We start from the raw sequence: 20187 nt of genomic DNA on the forward strand, positions 1-20187 counted from the left end.
AGGCTTTGTCCACACGGTCTATGACGTTCTGTAGGACCTGGGAATGGATGCCCCTGTACTCAGGGTGTTCGGAGCGTATCTCCGGCAAGGAGCGCTTCTGCTCGTAGAAGCTCACTGTCTTGCCTGCCTTACGGTAAGCCTCTCTACGCTCCTGAAGGGCTGCGTTGTAGAGCTGTCGGCAGAGATAGAGAGTACGCTCCAGGTCTTTTCTCTGGGGCTTGGTAGGGTACAGGCGGTACTTGAAGGCTTTTCTGATCATCGTGGCTTCAGCACATTATCGCACATCTGTTGTCCACTATACTCTGTCCCTGCAGGGCATGTGGGGGAGTCCATGTATCCCAAGGACTAGAAGGTCCGGGGGGTTATAGCTCCCCCACACTCCCTCTTTTCTCTAAGGCCGCAAGCAACCTCTCCCCAAGCCAGGGGGCATAGAGGAACCCGGTGGAGCCGAGCCCCGTGAGGGCAAAACCCCCGGCCACCGGAAAGAGGTAGGGAAGCCCCACCGTGCTGCCAAGCGGGCTGGGGTTTGCCAGCCGGAAGCGCACCCCCCGCCAGGCCGAGGCCACCTTTGGCCGGTAGCCCAAAAGGGCCTCCGCCCCCCTGAGGAGCCACTCCGCCTCCCCTTCCGTGGGGGGTGGGGCCTCCGGGGTCCTCTGGTGGGGCAGGTAGCTTCCTCCAAGCACGCTTCCCGCCAGGTAGACCCGGTAGCTGATGGCCCGGGGAAAGTAGTCCAGGAGGGTGAGGACCAGTCCCGGGATATGCCGCCCCTCGAGGCCCAAAAGGTGCGCCCCCTGCCCCCCACCGGCATAGACCAGCACCTCCCCGTGGACCCTTTCCCCGCCCTCCAAAACCAGGTACGGGGGCTCCCAGGCCAAAACCCGGGCCTTAAGAAGCGAAAGCCCTTCCGCAAGCCTCTCCAGAAGGGGCCTGGGCTCTAGCCAGAAGGCCTCTTCCAACAGGACTCCCCCCTCCTCCCAGGTGTGCCTAAGCCCCCCAAGCCGCAAGGCCACCCTCTCCCTCTCCCCTTCCGGCACCGGGCGGTAAACGCCAAGGTGCAAGGGCACGAAGCGGCTATAGAAGCGGAGGGCCGCCTCGAGGGCCTCCTCGCCCCGTGGGGCCAGGGTGAAGCGCCTGCCCCTTAAAGGATTCACCAGGGCCACGGGCACCCGGCTGGCCTCCCCCAGGCCCTGGGCCACCACCAAGACCCGGTGGCCTTTCTCCTGCAAAAGCCGGGCGGCGGTGAGTCCCACCACCCCCGCCCCCAGGACCACCACCTCGGCTTTCGCCCGGCCACCCGCCATCTAGAACCGGTACCCTTCCCCCTCCTTCCGGCAAAGCCCCCGGCCCACAAGCCCCTCTAAAAGGCGCTCCGCCTCGGAGGGGGAGAGGAAGGCTTTAAGGTCCTCCGGGCGCAGGAAGCCGCCCTTCCGCCAAGCCTCCTTCATGGCCAAGCGCTCCAAGGCCGCCTGGGAAGGCCCCCTTTGCAAAAGCCTCCCTTGCCAGCGCAATAGACCCAGATACAGGGGAAAGGAAAACCCTAGGGCCAGAAGAAAGCCCCCCGGGCTGAAGCGGAAACTGGCCCAGAGGAGGAGAAACAGGGCCAAGGCCCCGCTCACAGGCAAAAGGTGCCGTCCCATAGCGCCTCCTCAGGCCACGGGCAAAGGGATGGGGGCGGGTTCCCGGGCCCCCACCACCTCCCCAAAGAGCAGGTGGGGGGTGGCCTGTTTGATCTCCACCTGGTAAAGCCCAGGGGTGGGGGCCTGGTGGGCAGGAACCAGCACCGGGTGGTTTCCCCGGTCGTGACCCTGTACGTACCCCTCCTCCTTAGCCTCCCCCCGCACCAACACCTCCACGGTCTTCCCCACCCACTCCCGGTTCCGGCGGTAGCTCCACTCCTTTTGCTTCTCAATGAGGCGCATGAGCCTCTCCACCTTCACCTCCCGGGGCAGGTCCTGGAAGTGCTTGTAGGCAGGGGTTCCGGGCCTTGGGGAGTAGATGAACATGTAAGCCTGGTCGTACCCCACCTCGTCGTAGAGGGAAAGGGTTTCCTGGAAGTCCTCCTCCGTCTCCCCAGGAAAGCCCACGATAATATCCGTGGAAAGCACCACATCCGGCAAGGCTTCGCGGATCTTGCGGATGCGCTCCAGGTAATGCGCCCGGCGGTACTCCCGGGCCATGCGCCTCAGCACCCGGTCGGAACCCGACTGCACCGGCAGGTGAATGTAGCGGGTAATGGCCGGGGTTTCGGCGATGGCCTCTATGATGTCGTCGGTGAAGTTTACCGGGTGGCTGGTGAGGAAGCGCACCCGGGGGATGCCCATCCGGCCCACCATGCGGAGGAGCTGGGCAAAAGAGGGGAAGCCCGGCTGGTCCTTGCCGTAGGAGTTCACGTTCTGCCCCAAAAGGGTGATCTCCAGCACCCCGGCTTCCCTCAGGGCCTCTATCTCCCTCAGGATCAGGTCGGGATGGCGGGAAACCTCAGGACCCCGGGTGGTGGGCACGATGCAGTAGGTGCAGTGGTGGTTGCATCCCCGGATGATGGTCACGTGGGCGGAAAGGGCCCCTTTGGGGGGCGGGGGGATGTAGTCCAGGAGGTCTTCCTTGAAGGTGAGGTCCCAGAAGCGGCCGTTCTCCCTCAAGGCCTCCGCCAAGGAGGTAAGGGCCCCGGGGCCCAGGAGGATATCCACCCCGAACTTCCGGGCCATCTGCTGGCCCTCGTCCAGCTGGGCCAAGCAGCCCATAAGCCCGACGAGAAGGCCCCTTCTCTCCTTTTCCTTACGGAGCTGGCCCAGGAGGGAGCGCACCTTCTCCACGGGCTTGCCACGGACGGCGCAGGTGTTCACCAAGACGAAGTCCGCCTCCTCCAGGCTGTCCACCAGCTCCCACCCCAGGCTCACCAGCTCGCTGGCCACCAGGTGGGAGTCGTACTCGTTCATCTGGCATCCAAAGGTAATGATGTGGGCACGCATAGGCCTCCCAGGGCGACCGGGGGGATCCCGGACCCGTTTCCTCAGTGTAACAACCTCCTGGTCCCTTAGGCTATTGCCGGGTCAGGATACAGTGAAACCGGGCTCCCAAAACTAGACCCTAGGGAGCCCGGCACCTGCTGGTGGCGGCGGTGGGACTCGAACCCACGACACCACGATTATGAGTCGTGTGCTCTGACCACCTGAGCTACGCCGCCACGGGCGCACCAGGCAATCCCCATCTTAGGGGAGGGCCCTCAGGCGGTCAAGGCTCAAAGCCGATGTGGTCCATGAAGTCGGGGAGGATTTCCTCGGCAAAAAGGTCCAAGAAGGCCCTCACCGCCCCCAGGCTCACGCCACCCGTAAGGTCCAGGTCCGACTCCACCCACGCCGTCCCCTCCTCATCCAAAAAAGCCCGGCTAAAGCGGCGGTCCCGGTTCCAGGCGTTTAGGACCTCGAGGCCCAACCCCCCATCCAGGGTAAAGCCGGCGCTTAAGGTCAACACCCCACAGCGCTCCTCCTGGCAGTAGTCCAGGTAAAGCCAGACCTTCTCCAAGCCGGCCATTGGCAAACGGAACTCCCGGGCGTCCACCCTTTCGTAGCTGAGGCCCGCCTGCTTCAAGACCCCCTCCACCTCCGCCGGGCTTAAGCCCTTGACCACAGCCTGCCCCAAGGCCAATCCCAAAAACACGAATGCTGCCAGCAATCCCCTCATAAAACCCCTTTCCCCCCAACGGGCCAAAAGGCCACTTTGGAGGACCCCTTCAGCCTACACAATCCCCCGCTCCCGCAAAAGGGCTCCCTTCTCGAAGCGCTCCAGGCGAAAAGGGCTTAGGTCCAGGCTCCGGGCCTCTCCATGGACCACCTCTTCGGCCATGAGCCTCCCCACCATGGCCGCCTGTTGCACCCCGTGGCCGGAAAAGCCCGCCGCCACCAAAAGCCCCTCCTCCACGAAACCCAGGATGGGGTTGGCGTCGGGGGTCATCTCGTAGTAGCCCCACCAGCTGGCCTTCCGGTCCAGGGTGAGCCCCTCCAGGAAGGGGAAGCGGGAAAGGCCCGCCTCGAGGGTCGGCCCCAACCACCCCCAGTCCATGCCCTCTTGGAATCCAGGGGGTTCGTCCGGATTGGAACGGCCAAAGAGCACCCTTGCCCCTTCGGAGCGCAGGTAGAAGCCCGTGGCCAGGTCTATGGTGAGGGGAAAGGCGTGGGAAAAGGGCGCTGGGCCCGTGGCAAAGACCATGCGGCGCACGGGCGCTATGGGGATCTCCAGGCCAAGCCTTTTCCCCACCTCCCCCGTCCAGGCCCCGGTGCACAGGAGGAGAAAGGGGGCCTCCACCTCCCCCTTGGGGGTCCTGACCCGCCAGAGGCCCTTTTCCCTGTGGGCGGAGATCAGGGGCTCGGAAAAGCGCACCTCAGCCCCAAGCCGCCTGGCCTCCCTGAGGTAATAGGCCGTGACCCCGTGGGGGTCTATCACCCCATCCATGGGGCCATAGGTGGCGTAGGCCAAGCCCTCTTCCCGAAAGGGCACGTGGGCCTGGGCCTCCCTTAGGGAAAGCTTGGCCACCGGTACCCCCAAGGCCCTTTGGGTGGCCAAAGCCTCCTCCTGGGCCTCCCTAAGGCCTTCCGGCACCAGAAAAAGGTACCCTATGGGCCGGTAGCCGGCCTCAGGAATCCCTTGGTACTCCAGGATGGAATGGTAGGAAAGGAGCACGTTCAAGGGCTCGGAGAACTGCACCCGCACCCCGGCAGCGCTTCTCCCGGTGGAGCCTTGGGCAAAGGTGGCCTCCTTTTCCAGGAGCCGCACCCGAAGCCCCGCCTGGGCCAGACGGTAGGCGCAGGCCGCCCCCACGATCCCCGCTCCCACCACCAGGGCATCGGGCATGCCCCCAGTCTAGGACACCCTTCCCCCTCAAAGGGGGTATGCTATGCCCCGGAGGTTGGCCATGGGCTACCAACACATCCGTATCCCCCAAGAAGGTGAAAGGATTACCATCAAGGACGGGGTTCTCCAGGTTCCCGATCGTCCCATCATCGGCTTCATTGAGGGGGATGGGACCGGCCCCGACATCTGGAGAGCCGCCAAGCCCGTATTAGACGCTGCGGTAGAAAGGGCCTACGGGGGGAGGCGCAGAATCGCCTGGGTAGAGATCTACGCCGGGGAAAAGGCCAATGCCGTCTACGGGGAGCCCATCTGGCTCCCGCAGGAAACCTTGGACTTCATCCGGGAATACCTGGTGGCCATCAAGGGCCCCCTGACCACCCCGGTGGGCGGGGGGATCCGCTCCATCAACGTGGCCCTCAGGCAGGAGCTGGACCTTTACGCCTGCGTGCGTCCGGTGCGCTGGTTCAAGGGGGTGCCAAGCCCGGTGAAGCACCCGGAGCTGGTCAACATGGTCATCTTCCGGGAAAACACCGAGGACATCTATGCGGGGATTGAGTGGCCTGCGGGCAGCGAGGAGGTGCAAAAGGTCCTGGACTTCCTCAAGCGGGAGTTCCCCAAGGCCTACGCCAAGATCCGCTTCCCCGAAACCTCGGGCATCGGCATCAAGCCGGTTTCCAAGGAGGGCACGGAGCGCCTGGTGGCCGCCGCCCTGGACTACGCCATCAAGGAGGACCTCCCCAGCGTCACCCTGGTGCACAAGGGCAACATCATGAAGTTCACGGAAGGGGCCTTCCGGGAGTGGGGGTATGCCCTGGCCCGAGAGAGGTATGGGGCCACGCCCCTGGATGGAGGCCCCTGGCACGTGCTGAAAAACCCCAAAACGGGCCGGGACATCGTCATCAAGGACATGATCGCCGACAACTTCCTGCAGCAGATCCTCCTTCGCCCCGACGAGTACTCGGTGATCGCCACCTTGAACCTGAACGGGGACTACATCTCCGACGCCCTGGCGGCCCAGGTGGGCGGGATCGGCATCGCCCCCGGGGCCAACATCAACTACCTCACGGGGCATGCGGTCTTTGAGGCCACCCACGGCACCGCCCCCAAGTATGCGGGCCAGGACAAGGTGAACCCCTCCAGCGTCATCCTCTCCGGGGAGATGATGCTCCGCTACCTTGGCTGGAACGAGGCGGCGGACCTCATCCTCCAGGCCATGGAGCGCACCATCGCCAAGGGCTTGGTCACCTACGATTTCCACCGCCTTCTGCAGGCGGAGGGCAAGCCCGCCACCCTCCTCAAGACCAGCGAGTTTGGCCAGGCCTTGATCCAGCACATGGACTAGAGGAGGGCGAAGCGGGCCTCGAGGCGGGGAAGATCCGCCTCCAGGAAGCGGAGGGTGACCTCGGCGTCCAGGGGTAAGGGCCCAGGAAGGGCCACCTGGGCGCTAAGGCCAAGCTCCGGCAGGAGAAAGACCCCCTGCCCTCCCCTCTTCTCCACCAAGACCCCCCTCCCCTCGTACCCCTTTTCCCTCAGGTACACCAGGGTCCAGTGGAGCTTGCTCTTCCTCTCCCCCTCCCGCACCAGGTCGGCCATGGCCTCCGCCGCCCCCACCCTCTGGAGGACCTCCTCCTGGGAAAGGGGCTTGTCCCCCTTTAGCCAGGCCCTAAGCTGCTGGTGGGCCACCAGGTCCAAGTAGCGCCTCAGGGGGCTGGTCACCTGGGCGTAAAGGGGAAGGCCAAGGCCCTTATGGGGGGCCGGAACCGCCTTGAGCTGGGCCCGTTTCAGGGCCTTCCGCTGTTCCCACATGGCGCTTTGACCCTCCCCTTCCACCCGCTTAGAGGGGGCCTCCTGGGTGGCGTAGGGGAAGGGCAGGCCTTCCCTATAGGCCAGGTGGGCAGCGGCATAGCCCGCCAGGTGCATGGCCTCCTGCACCCAGATGCGGCTTTCGTAGGCCTCTAGGGGGCGGATGCGGATCTCGTCCCCTTCCAGGCGCACCTTGACCTCGGGAAGGTGGAGCTCGAAGCCCCCCTGGGCCAGGCGCCTTCGCCGGAAGGCCAGGGCCAGCTCCTTCAAGGGCTCCAGCTCCGCCACCCCCAGGGCCTCCTGGTAGCTCAGCCTTTTCACCCGCACCCAGCTCAGGAAGACCTCTTCGTCCAGAACCTCCCCTTCCCGGGAAACCGTGAGGGCAAAGGTGAGGGCCGGGGAAACCTCCTGTAGCCCCAGGCCCAGGGCCTCCGTGACCCCAGGAGGGAGCATGGGCACCGTGCCCTCGGGCAGGTACAGGTTGGCCCCCCGGCGCAAGGCCTCCAGGTCCAAAGGGCTGAAAGGCGCCACCAAGGCCGCCACATCGGCCACGTGCACCCATAGCCGGAAGCCCTCCGCCACCCTTTCCGCATAGACGGCATCGTCTGGGTCCTGGCTTTCCTCGTCGTCAATGGCGTAGGCGGGGAGATGGGTGAGGTCCACCCGCTTTTCCTGGGGCAGAGGGGGCACAGGGAGGTCCGGGGGGGAAAGGCTCAGGCCCAAACGCCTAGGGTGCGGGTTCTCCCGCCGCCACACCCCTAGGCGCAGGAGCAGGGCGTGGGCCGCCTCGGGGGTTTCGGGCTGGCCCAAGGCCCTAAGCACCCGGCTTTCCTTCCTCTCCCCCAAGGCCATGGCCTCCACCTCCTGGACCAGGGGGCGGTCCTCCAAGGCCAGGACCCCCTGGCGCAGCCGCTCAAGCCCCTCGGCCAAGCGGCGCTCCCTTTCCTCCCGCTCCCGTTTGGCCTGGAGAAGGGCCTCAAGCTCCCCGGGGGTCCGGGCCCTTACCCTTTCCCCTTCCAGGTAAAACCGTTCCCCTTTCTGGGCCAAGACATAGGCCCCATAGGCCGTCTCCGGGGTATAGGCCCCGAAGACCAGCTCGGCCAACTCCCTCAGGTCCACCGCCTGCCCCTGCAAAAGCTCCCAGGCGGCTTCCTCCTCGCCTTCGGGCACGTTCAGCTCCAAGGAGGCCGGCCCCGGGTGGAGCCAAAGGACATCCTTGGGGCGCACCCGGGCCCGTTCTCCCCCGGGCAGGGTGAGCTCCAGCTTGTCCCCCTTTTCCTCGGCCAGGGCGGGCCTGCCCTTATAGACCACCAACGCCGCCACAGTCCTAAGGATAACCTAGGGGGAAAATCCGATATGTTCCATGAACGTGGGTATGGTGGTTTCGGTGAAGAGGCGGAAAAACTCCTTTACCGTTTCCCGGCTCACCCCCTCCGTCAGGTCCAGCTCCCACTCCACCCAAAGGTCCCCATCCTCGTCCAGATAGGCTCGGCTAAAGCGGCGCTCGCGATTCCAGCGGTTGATTTGCTCGAGGCTCACACCATCCTTTCTAAACCCGGCGTAAAGGGCTACCAAGCCGCACCGCCCCTCCTCACACCAATCCAACTCCACCCACACCTTGAGGGCCTTCTCCAACTTCAAAAGGAAAAGCCCCTCCCCCCTCTTTTCGTAGCCCAACCCCATCTCCCGCAAAAGCCCCTCCAACTCCCCAGGCGTAAGGCCCTTGACCAGGCCTTGGGCAAAGGCCAAACCCAAGCCCGCCAGCATCCCCACCAACAAGGCCCGGAAACCCATTAAATCCCTCCTTCCACCCCTTCGGGTGGGCGCAAGGGCGTGTAGGCCACGGCCCATCCCGGCCGGCCCCTCCCCACGTTGAAGGTCGTTAGGAAGAAGTAGGTCCAAAGGTAGAGGCCCGCAAAGGAAACGACCAGCCACAGGCCAAACCCCACCCCTTCCTCGGGAATCCAACCCGAGACAAGGACACCCAACAAGCAAAGCCCAACCCCCGCCCACATCCAGCCGCACACCTGGCGGTAGCGCCTCCTGGCCTCCCGCCAAGGCCCCTCCGCCTCGGCCGGCGGATAGATAAGGCCATTCAGCCAGGCCAATCCTCGGGCGGTGTAGAGGTATCTCCGAAGCCCTGGGTGCTCCCGCCAATCAAGCCCCAGGTGGGCCAGCACCTGGTCCCAGCCAGGTAGGTCCAGCCAAAGGGGCACCCGCTCTTCCCCAAAAACCAGGTAGAAGAGCGGCTTGTTGCTAAAGCGCCATGCCAGCCGCAAACGGTAACGGTACGACAGTAAGCCCCCAAGCCGCTCCTCCATCCAAGTCCAACGGCCCATGGGCCCCTCAACCCCAGCAAACCGTTCCCGGAGGTAAAGCTTCTCCCCCACGCGGATCCCCTCGGGCTCCAAAACCACCCGCAGGGAGGACCGCAAGAGGGGACCCAAAGCGGTGGCATAGAGGTATAGAGCCGCCGGAAGAGCCAGGAGAAGGGAAACGAGGAGCCAGTGCTGGGCGAACCAGAAGGCAAACCCTAAAAGGACGAGAAAGGCCCAGAGCCTCCCCCACGCCGCCCACACCTGCCAAGGGGCGTAGCGGAGGGTTTTCCTGGCCTTCTCATTCCCCACCGTAATCCCCCCACTCATGAAGTAGCCCAGAAGGACCTTCCCAGTAGAGGTTCCCCGCCTCGTCCTGGTGGGTGGGCTCCGGGGTCTCACCGGAAAGCATCTGGCTCCACTCCTCCGCCATCCAGGTGTTGAAGTCCCGATGCTCCTGTAGGCTCTCCTCCAGCCCAGAGTCTCCGGAAAAGTCCCAGGCGCCGCCGGGAAGGTCTGGGGAATACCCTTCCGGCATCTCCCCAAACCCATACCCATAGGGCCCAGACATGCCTCCGTCGCCTGGCGCCGGGAAGGCAGGGACCCCTCTGCTTTGCGGGGCACCAGGCATCGGAGGGGACCCAGGAGGCGGCGCCCCGTACCTCTGGCCAGGCCCGGGGCCCGGCCAGGCCGGCGCACTACCTACTGCCGGCACCTCCAAGGAGGCCAAGACCGTTTCCACCTGGGGCCGAATCTGGGCCAGCTTGCCCGGCTCCCCGGTAAGGGTAAGCTGGTATCCCTCCTGCCCCACCACAAAGGCCCAGATCCAAAACTCCAAGGCCCGGCCTCCATACTGCCCGCGCCCGGAAAAGGCCACGGCTTCTATGCCCCCGAGGGAAACCCTGTGCACCGGTCCAGGAACGAATCCCGACATCCCTTGGGCGTTGCGCCAGGCCACCACCTGGGCGTACTGGACGGGGGCCATGGGCTGGGGAAGGGGTTCCCTAAGCAGGGTAAGGTTTTCCCGGAAGGTGTCCTTAGGACCCTCCAGGGGGCTCAGGAGGGCCCAGCCCCCCTGCACCTCCTTGGCCTCCCACCCCTCGGGCACCTCGAGGCGCACCTGGCCCACCTGGACCTCCTTGGGCCCCTGGGGAAGCAGATTCCCCACGATGCCCAGCACGAAGAAGGCGGCGAGGACAAGGATCACCCAGTCCCGCCCCGTGCGCGGCCAAAGCAGCCTCACCTTGGGCTTTTCCTGCAAGCCTTTTTCCTCCGCTTCCATGCCTCACCTCACCCGGAAAAGGCGTATTTGCTCCATGAAATAGCTGGTGTAAGGGTTCTCCGATTCCCGAGCCGCCATGAAATACTCAAACTTCAGCACCCGGGTGTTGGGGTCGTATCCCAGGGCCAAGGCGTTACCCGAGGTGAAACTGCGCCCACCCGAGCCCCCTGTGGCCAGGTACCCGATCTCCACCACCCCATCCCCGTCAAAGTCGTCCGCCAACCGACCCGGGAAAAGGAATTGGGGGCTAGGGGGTAAGCCGGCTAAGGGAGATTCCTGAAGAAAGAGCAAATAAGGCTTGTCGGGGTAGACGGGGCAAAGCATGCCATCCATGGTGGGTTGGCCGCTTTGATCCAGGAGCTCACAGGAGGCGCTGACGAGGTAAGTAGCTAGCACTTGGCCTTGAGGATTGTAGGTGACACTCCGGTAGACCCCTTGCTGCGTACGCTCCAAGGTAAAAAGGAGGCTAGTGCGAACGGGGGTTTGCCGGATCACCTGGCCCGTGCGCACATCCCGTTCCCGAGTAACCCCCCCTACCACCTCCACCCGGTAGGAGGGCCGGATGAGGACGGGCTTTCCGGGGGCCGGGTAGCCGGCAGTGGCCGCAAGTTTGCAGGCGACACCGGTGGTGAGGTCCATCGGAGGGCCAAAGGGACGTGGAGAGCACAGGTGAAATGACATCTCTTGCAAGCACCCCAAGTAGGTCTGGGCGTTCTGGGCCAGATACCCTTGGCATTGGGCGTGGGCCTGACGGCGAATCTGCTCGTAAGGTCCAAAGCTAGGAGGGTAGAACACCTGCTGGGCCAGGGCCCAGACCAACAGAAGGCCCAGCCCCCATCCAAAACCCTTCCGCCAAAAGCGCCTCATGTTCTGAACCTCCCCTTAGCGGACCTCCTTCAGGCTGTAACGAGTACAGGGATTTCGCCCTTTTTGCAGGTTGCAGTACACATAATAGGCCAACCACCCATCTTGGCGGTAGGCAAGTTCCACCGACTCCTTTTCGTTCCGGAAGCGGTACAAAACCAAATCTCCCTGAAGGGTACGGGTAAATTGCTCGCCCGCGATCTCGGTTCTACCCGTGTGCCACACGGGCGGAAACAACACCTCTTCACCCTCCTGTAGGCCAAAACCGTCCAGGAGGTAGGTTTCCTCGTTACGACCTTCGGCGTCCTCCACCACCTCCGTAACCCGCCAGCGGCCAGCCCCCACGGGCTCTATGCGGTAGTAAAGCCCTCCCAGCGCCACAGCGAACTGTTTGCCATCCCCCACCTCCTTGCCGTACCTAAGCTGGACGGTCCGGTTAGCGGGCGGAGTAAAAGCCGGCTTGGCCGAGCTCGGGCCTGTTGGGGGAAGCTGCGATGCTCCTGGAGAGGTAGGGGGCTGAGAGGGCAGGCCAGGACCAGGAGGCACCGGCCCCGGCACCCCAGGAGATGGATACCCAGGCATCCCCGGAGACGAGTAGCCAGGCATCCCCGGCATCCCAGGACCAGGAGGCACCGGCCCCGGCACCCCAGGAGATGGATACCCAGGCATCCCCGGAGACGAGTAGCCAGGCATCCCCGGCATCCCAGGACCAGGGGAGCCTACCCCGGGCATCCCCCCTCCCCCCAGCAGCTGCACTTGCCCTAGAAGCTGCTGGAATAGAGGCTGCACTTGGGAAAAAACCTGGGCTGGTGCCGTGAGCTGCAGGGCGTACGCCCGGCCGCCCTCCACGGTGTAAACACTTAGGTCCAGATAGCTCTGCCCCTGGAACAGAGCCTGGCTCACCAGCCCTAAGGCAGGCCGGCCACCCAGGGTCAAGCCCGAAAGGGGCTGCCGTTGCACCTGGATGCCCTGCTGGCGCAACACCTGGTCCTGCTGGGACAGACGTTGGAGGTTGAGCTGATGAAAGCCCTGGAGGTCCAGGGGTTGGCCCAAATCCATGGAGATGGCGTAAAGCTCTGCCCCCATAGGGTGCATGAGGACCACCGCCAAACCACCGGCAAAAGGCACCTCTTGCGCCAGCTGGAAACCCTGGGGGATGGGAAAGGCCATCCCCAAAGCCGGGTTCTGGTACACCTGCCCGCCAGCCCCGGGCACCCCCGGACCCCCGCCAGGCGCCTGGGGGAACCCGGGTAAACCCATCTGGGCCCAAGCCCACCCCAGGGCCAGCAAAAACCCTACCGCCCTCCACATGACCCTTTTCATGTCTTCCTCCTCCCTGCGCTCCCCTTTGCCTCATGCAAAAGCCCTATACCCTCTCCTCCGGCCGCGCCCTCCTCGTGCCTAGCCTCCGCAAGAGGCAAATCCAGCAAGGCCCTTTGCCATCCTCCCCTCCAAGGCGCGGTCCTAGGCCCTCGGCCCTTGGCAGACCCCCTGCCTCTTTTCCGCAACCTCTCACCCCGATCCCCACCCTAGCCAGCCGGCCTTACACATCCCTTAAACGGGAGGACGGTATAGTGGGCGGGATGGAGTGGGACCTTTCCGACCTCTATGCGGGACCTGAGGACCCGGCCCTCGAGGCCGACCTCGGCGAAGCCCTCCGCCTGGCCTCAGACCTTAGCCCAGAAGGCCTCCTGGACCCCCAAGAGGCAGAAAGCCTCTTCCGCCGCTACGAAATGGCCCTAGAAAAGGCCTATAAGCCCTTGAACTATGCCTCCCTCTACTTCGCCACCCGCACCCAGGACGCCTCGGCCAAGGCCCTCTTGGACCGGGTCAGGAACCGGTACACCGAGGTGCGAAACCGCCTTCTCCCCCTGGAGATAGCCCTGAGGAAGCTTCCCGAGGAGGCTTTCCAAGGGCTCCTGGGCCACGAGGGGCTAAAGGATCTGCATCACTTCCTAAAGAGGCAGCGGGCCTACGCCCCCCACACCCTTTCCGAAAGGGAAGAGGAGCTTTTAAACCTAAAGGGCCTGGTGGGGAGGAGCGCCTGGAGCCAGTTCTACACGGAGTATACGGGCCGCTTCCGCTTCCGGGTGGGGGAAAGGGAGCTCACCGAGATGGAGGTGCGGGCCCTTAGGCGGGACCCCGACCCCGGGGTACGGCGGGAGGCCCACCGGGAGCTGTACGGGAAGCTCCTGGCCGAGGCCCCCACCCTAGGCGCCGTGTTCAATGCGGTCTACCTGGACTATCTCCAGGACCTTCGCCTTAGGAACTTTGCCCATCCCCTCGAGCCCGTGGCCCTCCGGGACGAGGTGGAGGTGAAGGACATAGAAGCCCTTCTGGAGGCCACCCGGGCCCATTACCCCTTGGTGGAGGCCTACTACCGCTGGAAGGCCCGGCGCCTGGGGCAGGAGAAGGTGCCCAGCCCTGACCTCCTGGCCCCCTTGGGGGAAAAGCCTAAGATCCCCTTTGCCGAGGCCAAGGAGCTGGTCCTCACCGCCTTCCGCCGCTTCTCCCCAGAGATAGAGGCCATCGCCAAGGAGTTCTTTGCCCAGCGCTGGATTGACGTGTACCCCAGGCCCGGGAAGCGGGGCGGGGCCTTCTGCTCCGGAGGGCTCCCCTCCACCCACCCCTACGTCCTCCTCAACCACACCGACGACCTGGACGCCGCCCACACCCTAGCCCATGAGCTGGGGCACGGAGTGCACTTCTACCTGGCAAGGGGGCAACGCCTCCTCAACTTCGGGGCCTCCACCCCCTTGGCGGAAACCGCCAGCGTCTTTGCGGAAATCCTCCTGGACGACCTCCTCTTGGAACGGCTTTCCGGGGAGGAACGCACCCTGCTCCTGGCGGAAAGGGTGGAAGACGCCGTGAACACCCTCTTCCGCCAGGTGATGTACACCTTCTTTGAACGACGGAGCCTCGAGGCCCGCCGGGAAGCCGCCCTTTCCCCCGAGGCCTTCCACGGGATCTGGCAAGAGGAGCAGGCGAGGCTTTACGGGGATGCCGTGGCCTGGACAGAACTGGACGGGGCCGCCTGGGCCGGCATCCCCCACTTCGTCCACTACCGCTTCTACACCTACAGCTACGCCCTAGGCTACCTGGTGGTCCTGGCCCTCTATGGCAAGTACCAGGAGGAGGGCCAGGCCTTCGTGCCCCGGTATCTGGAAGTCCTGAAGGCCGGGGAAAGCCAAAGCCCCAAGGCCATCCTGGCCCAAGCGGGGGTGGACCTGGCCTCCGAAGCCTTCTTCCGCTATGGCTTTGGCGTCTTGGAGTCTTGGCTTAAGGCACTTCCCTAGGGCAGAATAGGGGGATGGACCTGGTCTACCGCGCTGGGCGCTACCCCTACCTCACCCAGGACCTTCCCGGCGTGGGTGGGGCGATCCGCCTCCTCCCCCAGGACTTCCAGGTGGAGGAGGTGCCCGCCTACCTGCCCAGCGGGGAAGGGGAGCACCTCTACTTCCTCCTGGAAAAGGAGGGCCTCACCACCCGCCAGGTGGTGGAGTTTTTGCGGGACGAGGTGGGGGTTCCGGAAAAGGAAATCGGGGTGGCCGGGCTTAAGGACAAGCACGCCAGGACCCGGCAGTGGTTCTCCATCCCCCGCAAGCACGAGGACGCCCTGTGTCTATTGGAAAACCTTAGGGGAACCCGGCTTTTGCAAGCCAACCTCCACACCAACAAGCTCCGCACGGGCCACCTCAAGGGAAACCGCTTCCGCATCCTCATCCGCGGGGCCCAGGATGGGGAGAAGGCCCGGGCCGTCCTGAAGGTCCTCGAGGCCAAGGGCATCCCCAACTACTACGGCCCCCAGCGCTTTGGCCTTGGGGGGCAGAATCCCCTCAAGGGTTATGCCCTGGTGAAAAAGGGCAAGGGGAGGGGAAATCCCTGGCTCAAGCGCTTCCTGATCGGCAGCCTGCAAAGCCTCCTCTTCAACGACTGGGTGGCCTTGCGGATGGAAAGGGGGCTCTACGACCGGGTGATCCCCGGGGACTGGGCCAAGAAGCACGCCACGGGAGGGGAGTTTCTGGTGGAGCGGGAGGAAGAGGCGGAACGGGCCTTGAGGCTGGAGATCAGCGCCACAGGACCCCTGTTCGGCAAGAAGTACCCGGAGGCCCAGGGCGCGGCCAGGGCCCTCGAGGACGAAATCCTGGCCCGCTACGGGCTCATGCGGGAGGAGTTTCGGGCGCGCCGGGGAGCGAGAAGGCCCATCCGTATCCCCCTCCGGGAGTGGGCCCTGGAGCAAACCCCAGAAGGCCTATGGCTCAGCTTCTTTCTGCCCAAGGGGAGCTACGCCACCAGCCTCCTGAGGGAGGTGATGAAGGTGGAGGTGGACGCCCCGGAGGAGGGGGAAGAAAACCAGGAGGAGGGCTAAACCCTCCCCCTTCGCCCCGCCTCGGCCTAGAAGCGGTACCCCACCTTCAGCTGTCCCGCCAGCTTGCCTCCGGCCACGCCCAGGTCCCCGCCCAGGAATAGGGGCGCCCCCAAGGCGGCCTTAAGGTCATACTCGGCATCGGCCCGGAAGTAGAGGCTGGTGCTGGCAAACTGGAAACCAGGAACGGCCACCCCCAGCCCCACCCCCGCCTTCAGGCCCTCGGCCAGGGGGTAGAGGTAGCGGAAGAGGAAGGCCCCGTTCCAGTTGCCATTCACGTTATAGGCGATGTCCAAGGCGGGCCGCACCTCCCCCACCGGGGGCTGGAAGAGGAGGCAGTGCCAGGAGGCCTCGAGGCCCAAGCCCTGGGTACCTCCCACCACCGCCAAGGAAGGCTTCAAGTTCTCCACGGAAAACTGCGCCAAGCTTAGCCCCAACACCACCGCCAAAACACCTAGAACCCTTCGCATACCGTCACCTCCTGGGAGCATGTTACCCCATATTCATGGCTTCGTGCAAGGTTTCCCCTAGGAAATCTCCAGGGAAAACCCGGTACCCCCTCTCCCTAAGCACCTCTCCCACCCTCTCTCCCCTTCCCCGGACCAGGATGGGGGGTGAACCCAGGTTCAGCATGACCACAAAGCCCATCACGTACTCGGCCAGCTCCTCCGGGGCCATCCTGGGCCCACCCGTGCGGCCGTGGCCGGGAAGGTCCAGAAGGTAAAAGGTAAAGCCCTCGGGAAGAGGCTCGGGCCAAGCGCCCGCCTCCTCCGCTAGAAGGACCACCGCCGGTCCCCTCCCCCTGCGATCAAAGACCAGGTTCAGGCCGTAGAGGTGGAGGTACCCCGTCCGCCTCATAGGGCAAGACCCCCGGGCAAGGGACGGAAAGCCTCCCCCAGAAGGAAATCCCCCACAAGGTCCAAAACCTCTTCCCAGGCCTCCCAAGGGACCAGGTGGCCGGCTTCCTCCAGGGTGAAGCGCACCGCCTCCCCCTTGGCGAAATCCGCCACCTCCTTGCCGTAAAAAGGAGGGGTAAAGGCATCCCAGGCCCCCTGGACCACCAGCACCCGGGCCTCCGTGCCCCTAAGCCAACGGCGCTCGTCGGAAAGCCCTTCCACAAGGTGGAGCCACCGCCGCACCTTCCCCTCCGACAACCCTTCCTGCCACACCCCAAGGACCTCCTCACTCTCCACGGCCCGGGGGCCAAAGAAAAGGGCCCGGCCCACCCGGGCGAATCCCTCCAACCCGCCCGTTTCCCAGCCCAAGCGGAGGGCCGCCAACTTGGCGGAGAGCAGCGCATCCCGTCTCAGGAGGGGGGAAAGGAGCACCAGGCTTTTCGCCTCCTCCTGAAAGGCCACCTTCAAGGCGGCCAGGGCCCCTTCCCCAAAGGCGATGAGGTGAAGCCCCTCCTCCGAGGGAAGGTCCAGGAAGAAGTCCAGGCCTGCCGGAGGTGCCAAGAGGCCAGGGAAAAGGCGGATCTCGCCCACCTTCCCTTTATACTCCAGGCCATGGAAAGGCAAAGCTTCCCCGAAAGGGAAACCCTGGATGCCACCTTGGGCGTACGCTACCTGAAGCTGGAAAAGGACGAGGTGGTGGCGGAGCTGGAGGTCACCCCCAAGGTGCACCAACCCTTTGGCTTTCTCCATGGCGGGGCCACGGTGGCCCTGGCGGAAAGCGTGGCCAGCGTGGGGGGGTTCCTCAACTGCCCGCCGGGGCATGCCGCCTTCGGCCTGGAGATCAACTGCAACCACATCCGCAGGAAAAGCCAAGGCACCATCCGGGCCGTGGGAAGGCCCCTCCACCTGGGCCGCACCACCCAGGTGTGGGAGGTGAAGGTTTACGACGAGGAAAACAAGCTGGTGGCGGCAAGCCGGTGCACCCTGGCGGTGGTGCCCCTAGAACCAGGTGCGTAGCCAGCGAAGCCAGTTGCCCCCCAGGAAGCCCTCATCCCCCAAGGCCCAGAGGTCCCGGTGCCGGTCCAGGCCCAAGGGCACCGCCTCGAGGCCAAACCCCCCGTCCCAATCCGTGCCCAAGCCCACCCTTTCCGGGCCTAAGAGGGTTTCCGCATGGGCCTTGTGGCGGAAAAAGGCCTCCAGGGGAAGCCGGGGATCCCCCCGCCTCCAGTTGGGGTCCAAGAAGGCGTTGAAGGGCACCAGGCCCAAGACCCCCTCCCGCTCCCTTAGGGCCTCCATAAGCCGGTCGGAGAGATGCCGGGGGGAGGGCACCAGGGCCCGGGCATTGGCATGGGTGGCGCAAACCGGGCCCGAAAAGGCCTCTAGGGCCTCTAGGGCCGCCGCCTCCGCCAGGTGGGAAAGGTCCAGGGCCACACCCCAAGCCTCCATCTTCCGCAGAAGGGCCTTTCCCGCCTCGGTAAGGGGGGCTTCCTCGGCGTTGCCCCCAGCGTAGGCGTTCCGGGTGGCCCAGGTGAGGGAAAGGAGCCTAAGGCCCCTTTGGCGCAAGGGGAGGAGGTCCTCCGGATCGGCCAGGGCGTGGGCCCCCTCCAGGAGGAGCACCAGCCCCAGGACAAGGTCCTGGGGATAGCGGGCCAGGTGGGCCTCTAGGTCCTCGCCCTCCCGCAGGATCCGCACCCAGCCCTTGGCCTCCCAAGCCTCATATAGGGCCAGCTGGGCGTACACCTCCTCCTGCCAGTCCGCCTGTCCCCCCTCCCGGGGGTCCACGAACAAGGTGGCGAAGGCCACGGCCACCCTGGCCTCCCGAAGGCTGGGGAGGCTTACGAGGGGGGTTTCCGGATGGGGGTCCACTTCCCTCAGGCGGTCTAAGGGAAGGGAAGGGTCCCGGCCCAGGGCGCGAGCGTTATGGGCCAGGTCCAGGTGGGCGTCCACCATGACGGGCTCCATAGGGGCACTCTACAATGGGAAACGTGCGGCTTTCCCAGCTTCCTCCCCTTCCCGAGACCCCCGGGGTCTACCTCTGGAAACAGGGGGAAGAGGTCCTCTACGTGGGCAAGACCAAGAACCTGAGGGCCCGGGTGCGCAGCTACTTCCACGCCGAGGGCAAAGCGGCCCGCATCGCCCAGGAGGCCACGGGCCTGGACTTCATCGCCACCCGGGACGAGGTGGAAGCCCTCCTCCTCGAGGCCAACCTCATCAAGGCCCACCGCCCGCCCTATAACGTCCTCCTCAAGGACGACAAGCACTATCCCTTTCTGAAGCTCACCCAAGAACCCTTCCCCACCCTTTTGGTGGTGCGGCGGGTGGAGGAGGACGGGGCCAGGTACTATGGCCCCTTCCCCGAGGCCAGCGCCCTAAGGCGCATCAAGACCCTCATTGACCGGCTTTTCCCCTTGCGCAAGAACTCCGGCTACCCCATGAAAAGGCGGCGCTACCCCTGCCTCAACTACAGCATGGGCCGCTGCCTAGCCCCTTGCGTGGGCCTGGCCGACCCCCAGGCCTACGGGGAGGCGGTGCGCCAGGTGGAGGCGGTGCTGGAAGGCAAGGTGGACCACCTCCTGAAGGAGCTGGAAGCCAAGATGCGGGAGGCCGCCCAAAGGCTGGAGTTTGAGCGGGCGGCGGAGATCCGGGACCAGAGGGAGGCCCTGAAGGCCTTCTTTTCCACAGCCCAGCAGGCCGTTGATCCAAAGATGGGGGACCTGGACTTCCTGGGCCTGGCCCAGGCGGGACCGTTGGCGGTGGTGCAGCTTTACCAGGTGCGCTCGGGGCGTATCCTGGGAAGGATCAGCCGGGTGGTGGAGAAGGAGGAGGCCAGCCCAGAGGAAATCCTCTGGGCCTTCCTCAGGGACTACTACCTGCAGGCCTCGCCCCTGCCGCCCTTGGTCCTGCTCCCTTTCCCCCTGGAGGACCTGGAAAGCCTGGAGGCCCTCCTCCGCCGCCGGGCCGGGCGGAAGGTGGAGCTGAGGGTGCCCAAGAAAGGGGAAAAGCTAAGGCTTCTGGAGCTGGCGGAAAAAAATGCCCGCCTGGCCTTGGAAACCGAGCTCAAGCAGCGGGAGAAGCGGGGGGACCACCCGGCCCTAAAGGCCCTCCAGGAGATCCTGGGGCTTGCCCAAAGGCCCTTCCGCCTCGAGGGCTACGACGTGAGCCACCTCCAGGGCCAGGCTCGGGTCTTCTCCCTGGCGGTCTTTGAGGGGGGAAGGCCCAAGCGGGCGGAGTACCGCAGGATGCGCCTGAAGTCAGGGAACGACGACTACGCCGCCATGGAGGAGGGGGTCTTTCGCCGCTTTACGGGAAGCCTTAAAGACCTACCCCTCCCTGACCTCCTCCTGATTGACGGCGGCCTGGGCCAGGTGCGGGCTGCGGCCAGGGCTTTGGAAAGGGCCGGGCTGAACCTTCCCCTGGTGGGCCTGGCCAAGCGGGAGGAGGTCCTCCTCACCCCCGAGGGCCGGGAGATCCGCCTGCCCCTGACCCATCCGGCCTTGCAGCTCCTCATCCACCTGCGGGACGAAACCCACCAAAACGGGCTTCGCTACCACCAGAAACGGAGAAGCCAGGAGCTTTTCCAGATTCTAGAGGGCATCCCGGGTATCGGGGAAGCCAGAAAGCGGCTTCTATTGGAACGGTACGGGGGGCTTAGGGCCCTGAAGGAAGCCCCCTTGGAGGAGCTGGCCCGCTTGCCCGGCATGAACCGCAAGGCCGCCGAGGCATTGAGACATGCGCTCCAGTCAAAGGAACGCAAACAGTGGTGAGAGAGGGCCTCTAAGTTACTGAAGATTGCCGGCTAGAGGCCCTCATAGA

General features: G+C 65.0%; 22 protein-coding genes and 1 tRNA gene. 6 read left to right on the forward strand and 17 right to left on the reverse strand.

Features of this window, described 5'->3' with window-relative positions:
- The 7 genes from L0D16_RS07325 to L0D16_RS07355 form a co-directional block, all read right to left on the reverse strand.
- The coding region (locus L0D16_RS07325; protein WP_243030914.1) for a helix-turn-helix domain-containing protein at positions 1 to 259 on the reverse strand (259 nt) is incomplete at its 3' end.
- Between the two features lie 103 nt (positions 260 to 362).
- Entirely contained in the window at positions 363 to 1301 is a 939-nt protein-coding gene (locus tag L0D16_RS07330) for an FAD-dependent oxidoreductase (RefSeq protein WP_243030916.1), read from the reverse strand.
- Positions 1302 to 1637, reverse strand: coding sequence for a hypothetical protein (locus L0D16_RS07335; RefSeq protein WP_243030917.1), 336 nt, complete (start codon positions 1635 to 1637; stop codon positions 1302 to 1304). It lies immediately after the preceding gene.
- 9 nt (positions 1638 to 1646) lie between these two features.
- Positions 1647 to 2969: a tRNA (N6-isopentenyl adenosine(37)-C2)-methylthiotransferase MiaB gene (gene miaB, locus L0D16_RS07340; protein ID WP_243030919.1), complete on the reverse strand. Its 1323-nt coding sequence runs from the start codon at positions 2967 to 2969 to the stop codon at positions 1647 to 1649.
- Positions 2970 to 3107: 138 nt separating this feature from the next.
- Positions 3108 to 3184, reverse strand: a tRNA-Met gene (locus L0D16_RS07345).
- Between the two features lie 47 nt (positions 3185 to 3231).
- A complete protein-coding gene (locus L0D16_RS07350) occupies positions 3232 to 3681 on the reverse strand; it encodes a YbjN domain-containing protein (protein ID WP_243030920.1) in 450 nt (149 codons plus the stop codon).
- Positions 3682 to 3735: 54 nt separating this feature from the next.
- Positions 3736 to 4848, reverse strand: a complete 1113-nt coding sequence (locus L0D16_RS07355) for an NAD(P)/FAD-dependent oxidoreductase (RefSeq protein WP_243030922.1) — start codon at positions 4846 to 4848, stop codon at positions 3736 to 3738.
- A 61-nt stretch (positions 4849 to 4909) separates the two neighbouring features.
- On the opposite strand from L0D16_RS07355, the gene icd reads away from it, so the two are divergent.
- Positions 4910 to 6190, forward strand: a complete 1281-nt coding sequence (gene icd, locus L0D16_RS07360; protein WP_243031011.1) for an NADP-dependent isocitrate dehydrogenase — start codon at positions 4910 to 4912, stop codon at positions 6188 to 6190.
- Here icd and L0D16_RS07365 read toward each other — a convergent pair.
- The 6 genes from L0D16_RS07365 to L0D16_RS12410 are packed head-to-tail and all read right to left on the reverse strand — an operon-like array spanning position 6187 to position 11517.
- Positions 6187 to 7974 (reverse strand): RNB domain-containing ribonuclease, encoded by a 1788-nt coding sequence (locus L0D16_RS07365; RefSeq protein WP_243030924.1) that lies wholly within the window; start codon positions 7972 to 7974, stop codon positions 6187 to 6189. The two genes, icd and L0D16_RS07365, sit on opposite strands and share 4 nt — an antisense overlap.
- Before the next feature lie 15 nt (positions 7975 to 7989).
- Positions 7990 to 8445, reverse strand: a complete 456-nt coding sequence (locus L0D16_RS07370; RefSeq protein ID WP_243030925.1) for a YbjN domain-containing protein — start codon at positions 8443 to 8445, stop codon at positions 7990 to 7992.
- The gene (locus L0D16_RS07375; protein WP_243030927.1) at positions 8445 to 9278 is read right to left on the reverse strand and encodes a hypothetical protein; all 834 of its coding nucleotides are present in this window, start codon (positions 9276 to 9278) and stop codon (positions 8445 to 8447) included. The genes L0D16_RS07370 and L0D16_RS07375 overlap by 1 nt, the downstream gene beginning before the upstream one ends.
- Positions 9268 to 10248, reverse strand: coding sequence for a hypothetical protein (locus L0D16_RS07380; protein ID WP_243030929.1), 981 nt, complete (start codon positions 10246 to 10248; stop codon positions 9268 to 9270). The genes L0D16_RS07375 and L0D16_RS07380 overlap by 11 nt, the downstream gene beginning before the upstream one ends.
- A gap of 3 nt (positions 10249 to 10251) precedes the next feature.
- The gene (locus tag L0D16_RS07385; RefSeq protein WP_243030930.1) at positions 10252 to 11115 is read right to left on the reverse strand and encodes a hypothetical protein; all 864 of its coding nucleotides are present in this window, start codon (positions 11113 to 11115) and stop codon (positions 10252 to 10254) included.
- Between the two features lie 15 nt (positions 11116 to 11130).
- The gene (locus tag L0D16_RS12410; protein WP_279231254.1) at positions 11131 to 11517 is read right to left on the reverse strand and encodes a hypothetical protein; all 387 of its coding nucleotides are present in this window, start codon (positions 11515 to 11517) and stop codon (positions 11131 to 11133) included.
- Positions 11518 to 12132: 615 nt separating this feature from the next.
- On the opposite strand from L0D16_RS12410, the gene L0D16_RS12415 reads away from it, so the two are divergent.
- From L0D16_RS12415 to truD, 3 genes are all read left to right on the forward strand, one after another.
- The gene (locus L0D16_RS12415) at positions 12133 to 12366 is read left to right on the forward strand and encodes a hypothetical protein (RefSeq protein ID WP_279231255.1); all 234 of its coding nucleotides are present in this window, start codon (positions 12133 to 12135) and stop codon (positions 12364 to 12366) included.
- A 329-nt stretch (positions 12367 to 12695) separates the two neighbouring features.
- Positions 12696 to 14408: a M3 family oligoendopeptidase gene (locus tag L0D16_RS07395; RefSeq protein WP_243030933.1), complete on the forward strand. Its 1713-nt coding sequence runs from the start codon at positions 12696 to 12698 to the stop codon at positions 14406 to 14408.
- Between the two features lie 14 nt (positions 14409 to 14422).
- Positions 14423 to 15481 carry a tRNA pseudouridine(13) synthase TruD gene (truD, locus tag L0D16_RS07400; RefSeq protein ID WP_243030934.1) on the forward strand — a complete coding sequence of 353 codons (1059 nt, stop codon included), beginning with the start codon at positions 14423 to 14425 and terminating at the stop codon, positions 15479 to 15481.
- Between the two features lie 26 nt (positions 15482 to 15507).
- Here truD and L0D16_RS07405 read toward each other — a convergent pair whose 3' ends face one another.
- From L0D16_RS07405 to L0D16_RS07415, 3 genes are read right to left on the reverse strand one after another with little or no spacing between them, the layout of a single operon-like run.
- On the reverse strand, positions 15508 to 15948 hold the full coding sequence (locus L0D16_RS07405; RefSeq protein ID WP_243030936.1) for a hypothetical protein: 441 nt from the start codon (positions 15946 to 15948) through the stop codon (positions 15508 to 15510).
- A 22-nt stretch (positions 15949 to 15970) separates the two neighbouring features.
- Positions 15971 to 16336, reverse strand: a complete 366-nt coding sequence (locus L0D16_RS07410; protein WP_243030937.1) for an alpha/beta fold hydrolase — start codon at positions 16334 to 16336, stop codon at positions 15971 to 15973.
- The gene (locus tag L0D16_RS07415; RefSeq protein WP_243030939.1) at positions 16333 to 16965 is read right to left on the reverse strand and encodes an alpha/beta fold hydrolase; all 633 of its coding nucleotides are present in this window, start codon (positions 16963 to 16965) and stop codon (positions 16333 to 16335) included. Before L0D16_RS07415 ends, L0D16_RS07410 begins: the two co-directional genes overlap by 4 nt.
- A 21-nt stretch (positions 16966 to 16986) precedes the next feature.
- On the opposite strand from L0D16_RS07415, the gene L0D16_RS07420 reads away from it, so the two are divergent.
- Complete coding sequence (locus L0D16_RS07420; RefSeq protein ID WP_243030944.1) at positions 16987 to 17391, forward strand: PaaI family thioesterase; 405 nt, start codon at positions 16987 to 16989, stop codon at positions 17389 to 17391.
- Here the strand turns inward: L0D16_RS07420 and L0D16_RS07425 are convergent.
- Positions 17374 to 18336 carry a dipeptidase gene (locus tag L0D16_RS07425; RefSeq protein WP_243030945.1) on the reverse strand — a complete coding sequence of 321 codons (963 nt, stop codon included), beginning with the start codon at positions 18334 to 18336 and terminating at the stop codon, positions 17374 to 17376. The two genes, L0D16_RS07420 and L0D16_RS07425, sit on opposite strands and share 18 nt — an antisense overlap.
- A gap of 14 nt (positions 18337 to 18350) precedes the next feature.
- Between L0D16_RS07425 and uvrC the strand changes: the two genes are divergently transcribed.
- Complete coding sequence (gene uvrC, locus L0D16_RS07430; RefSeq protein ID WP_243030947.1) at positions 18351 to 20138, forward strand: excinuclease ABC subunit UvrC; 1788 nt, start codon at positions 18351 to 18353, stop codon at positions 20136 to 20138.
- The last annotated feature ends 49 nt before the right edge of the window (positions 20139 to 20187 follow it).

It is taken from the genome of Thermus altitudinis (assembly GCF_022760835.1).
In the GTDB taxonomy this organism is placed as follows: Bacteria; Deinococcota; Deinococci; order Deinococcales; family Thermaceae; genus Thermus; species Thermus altitudinis.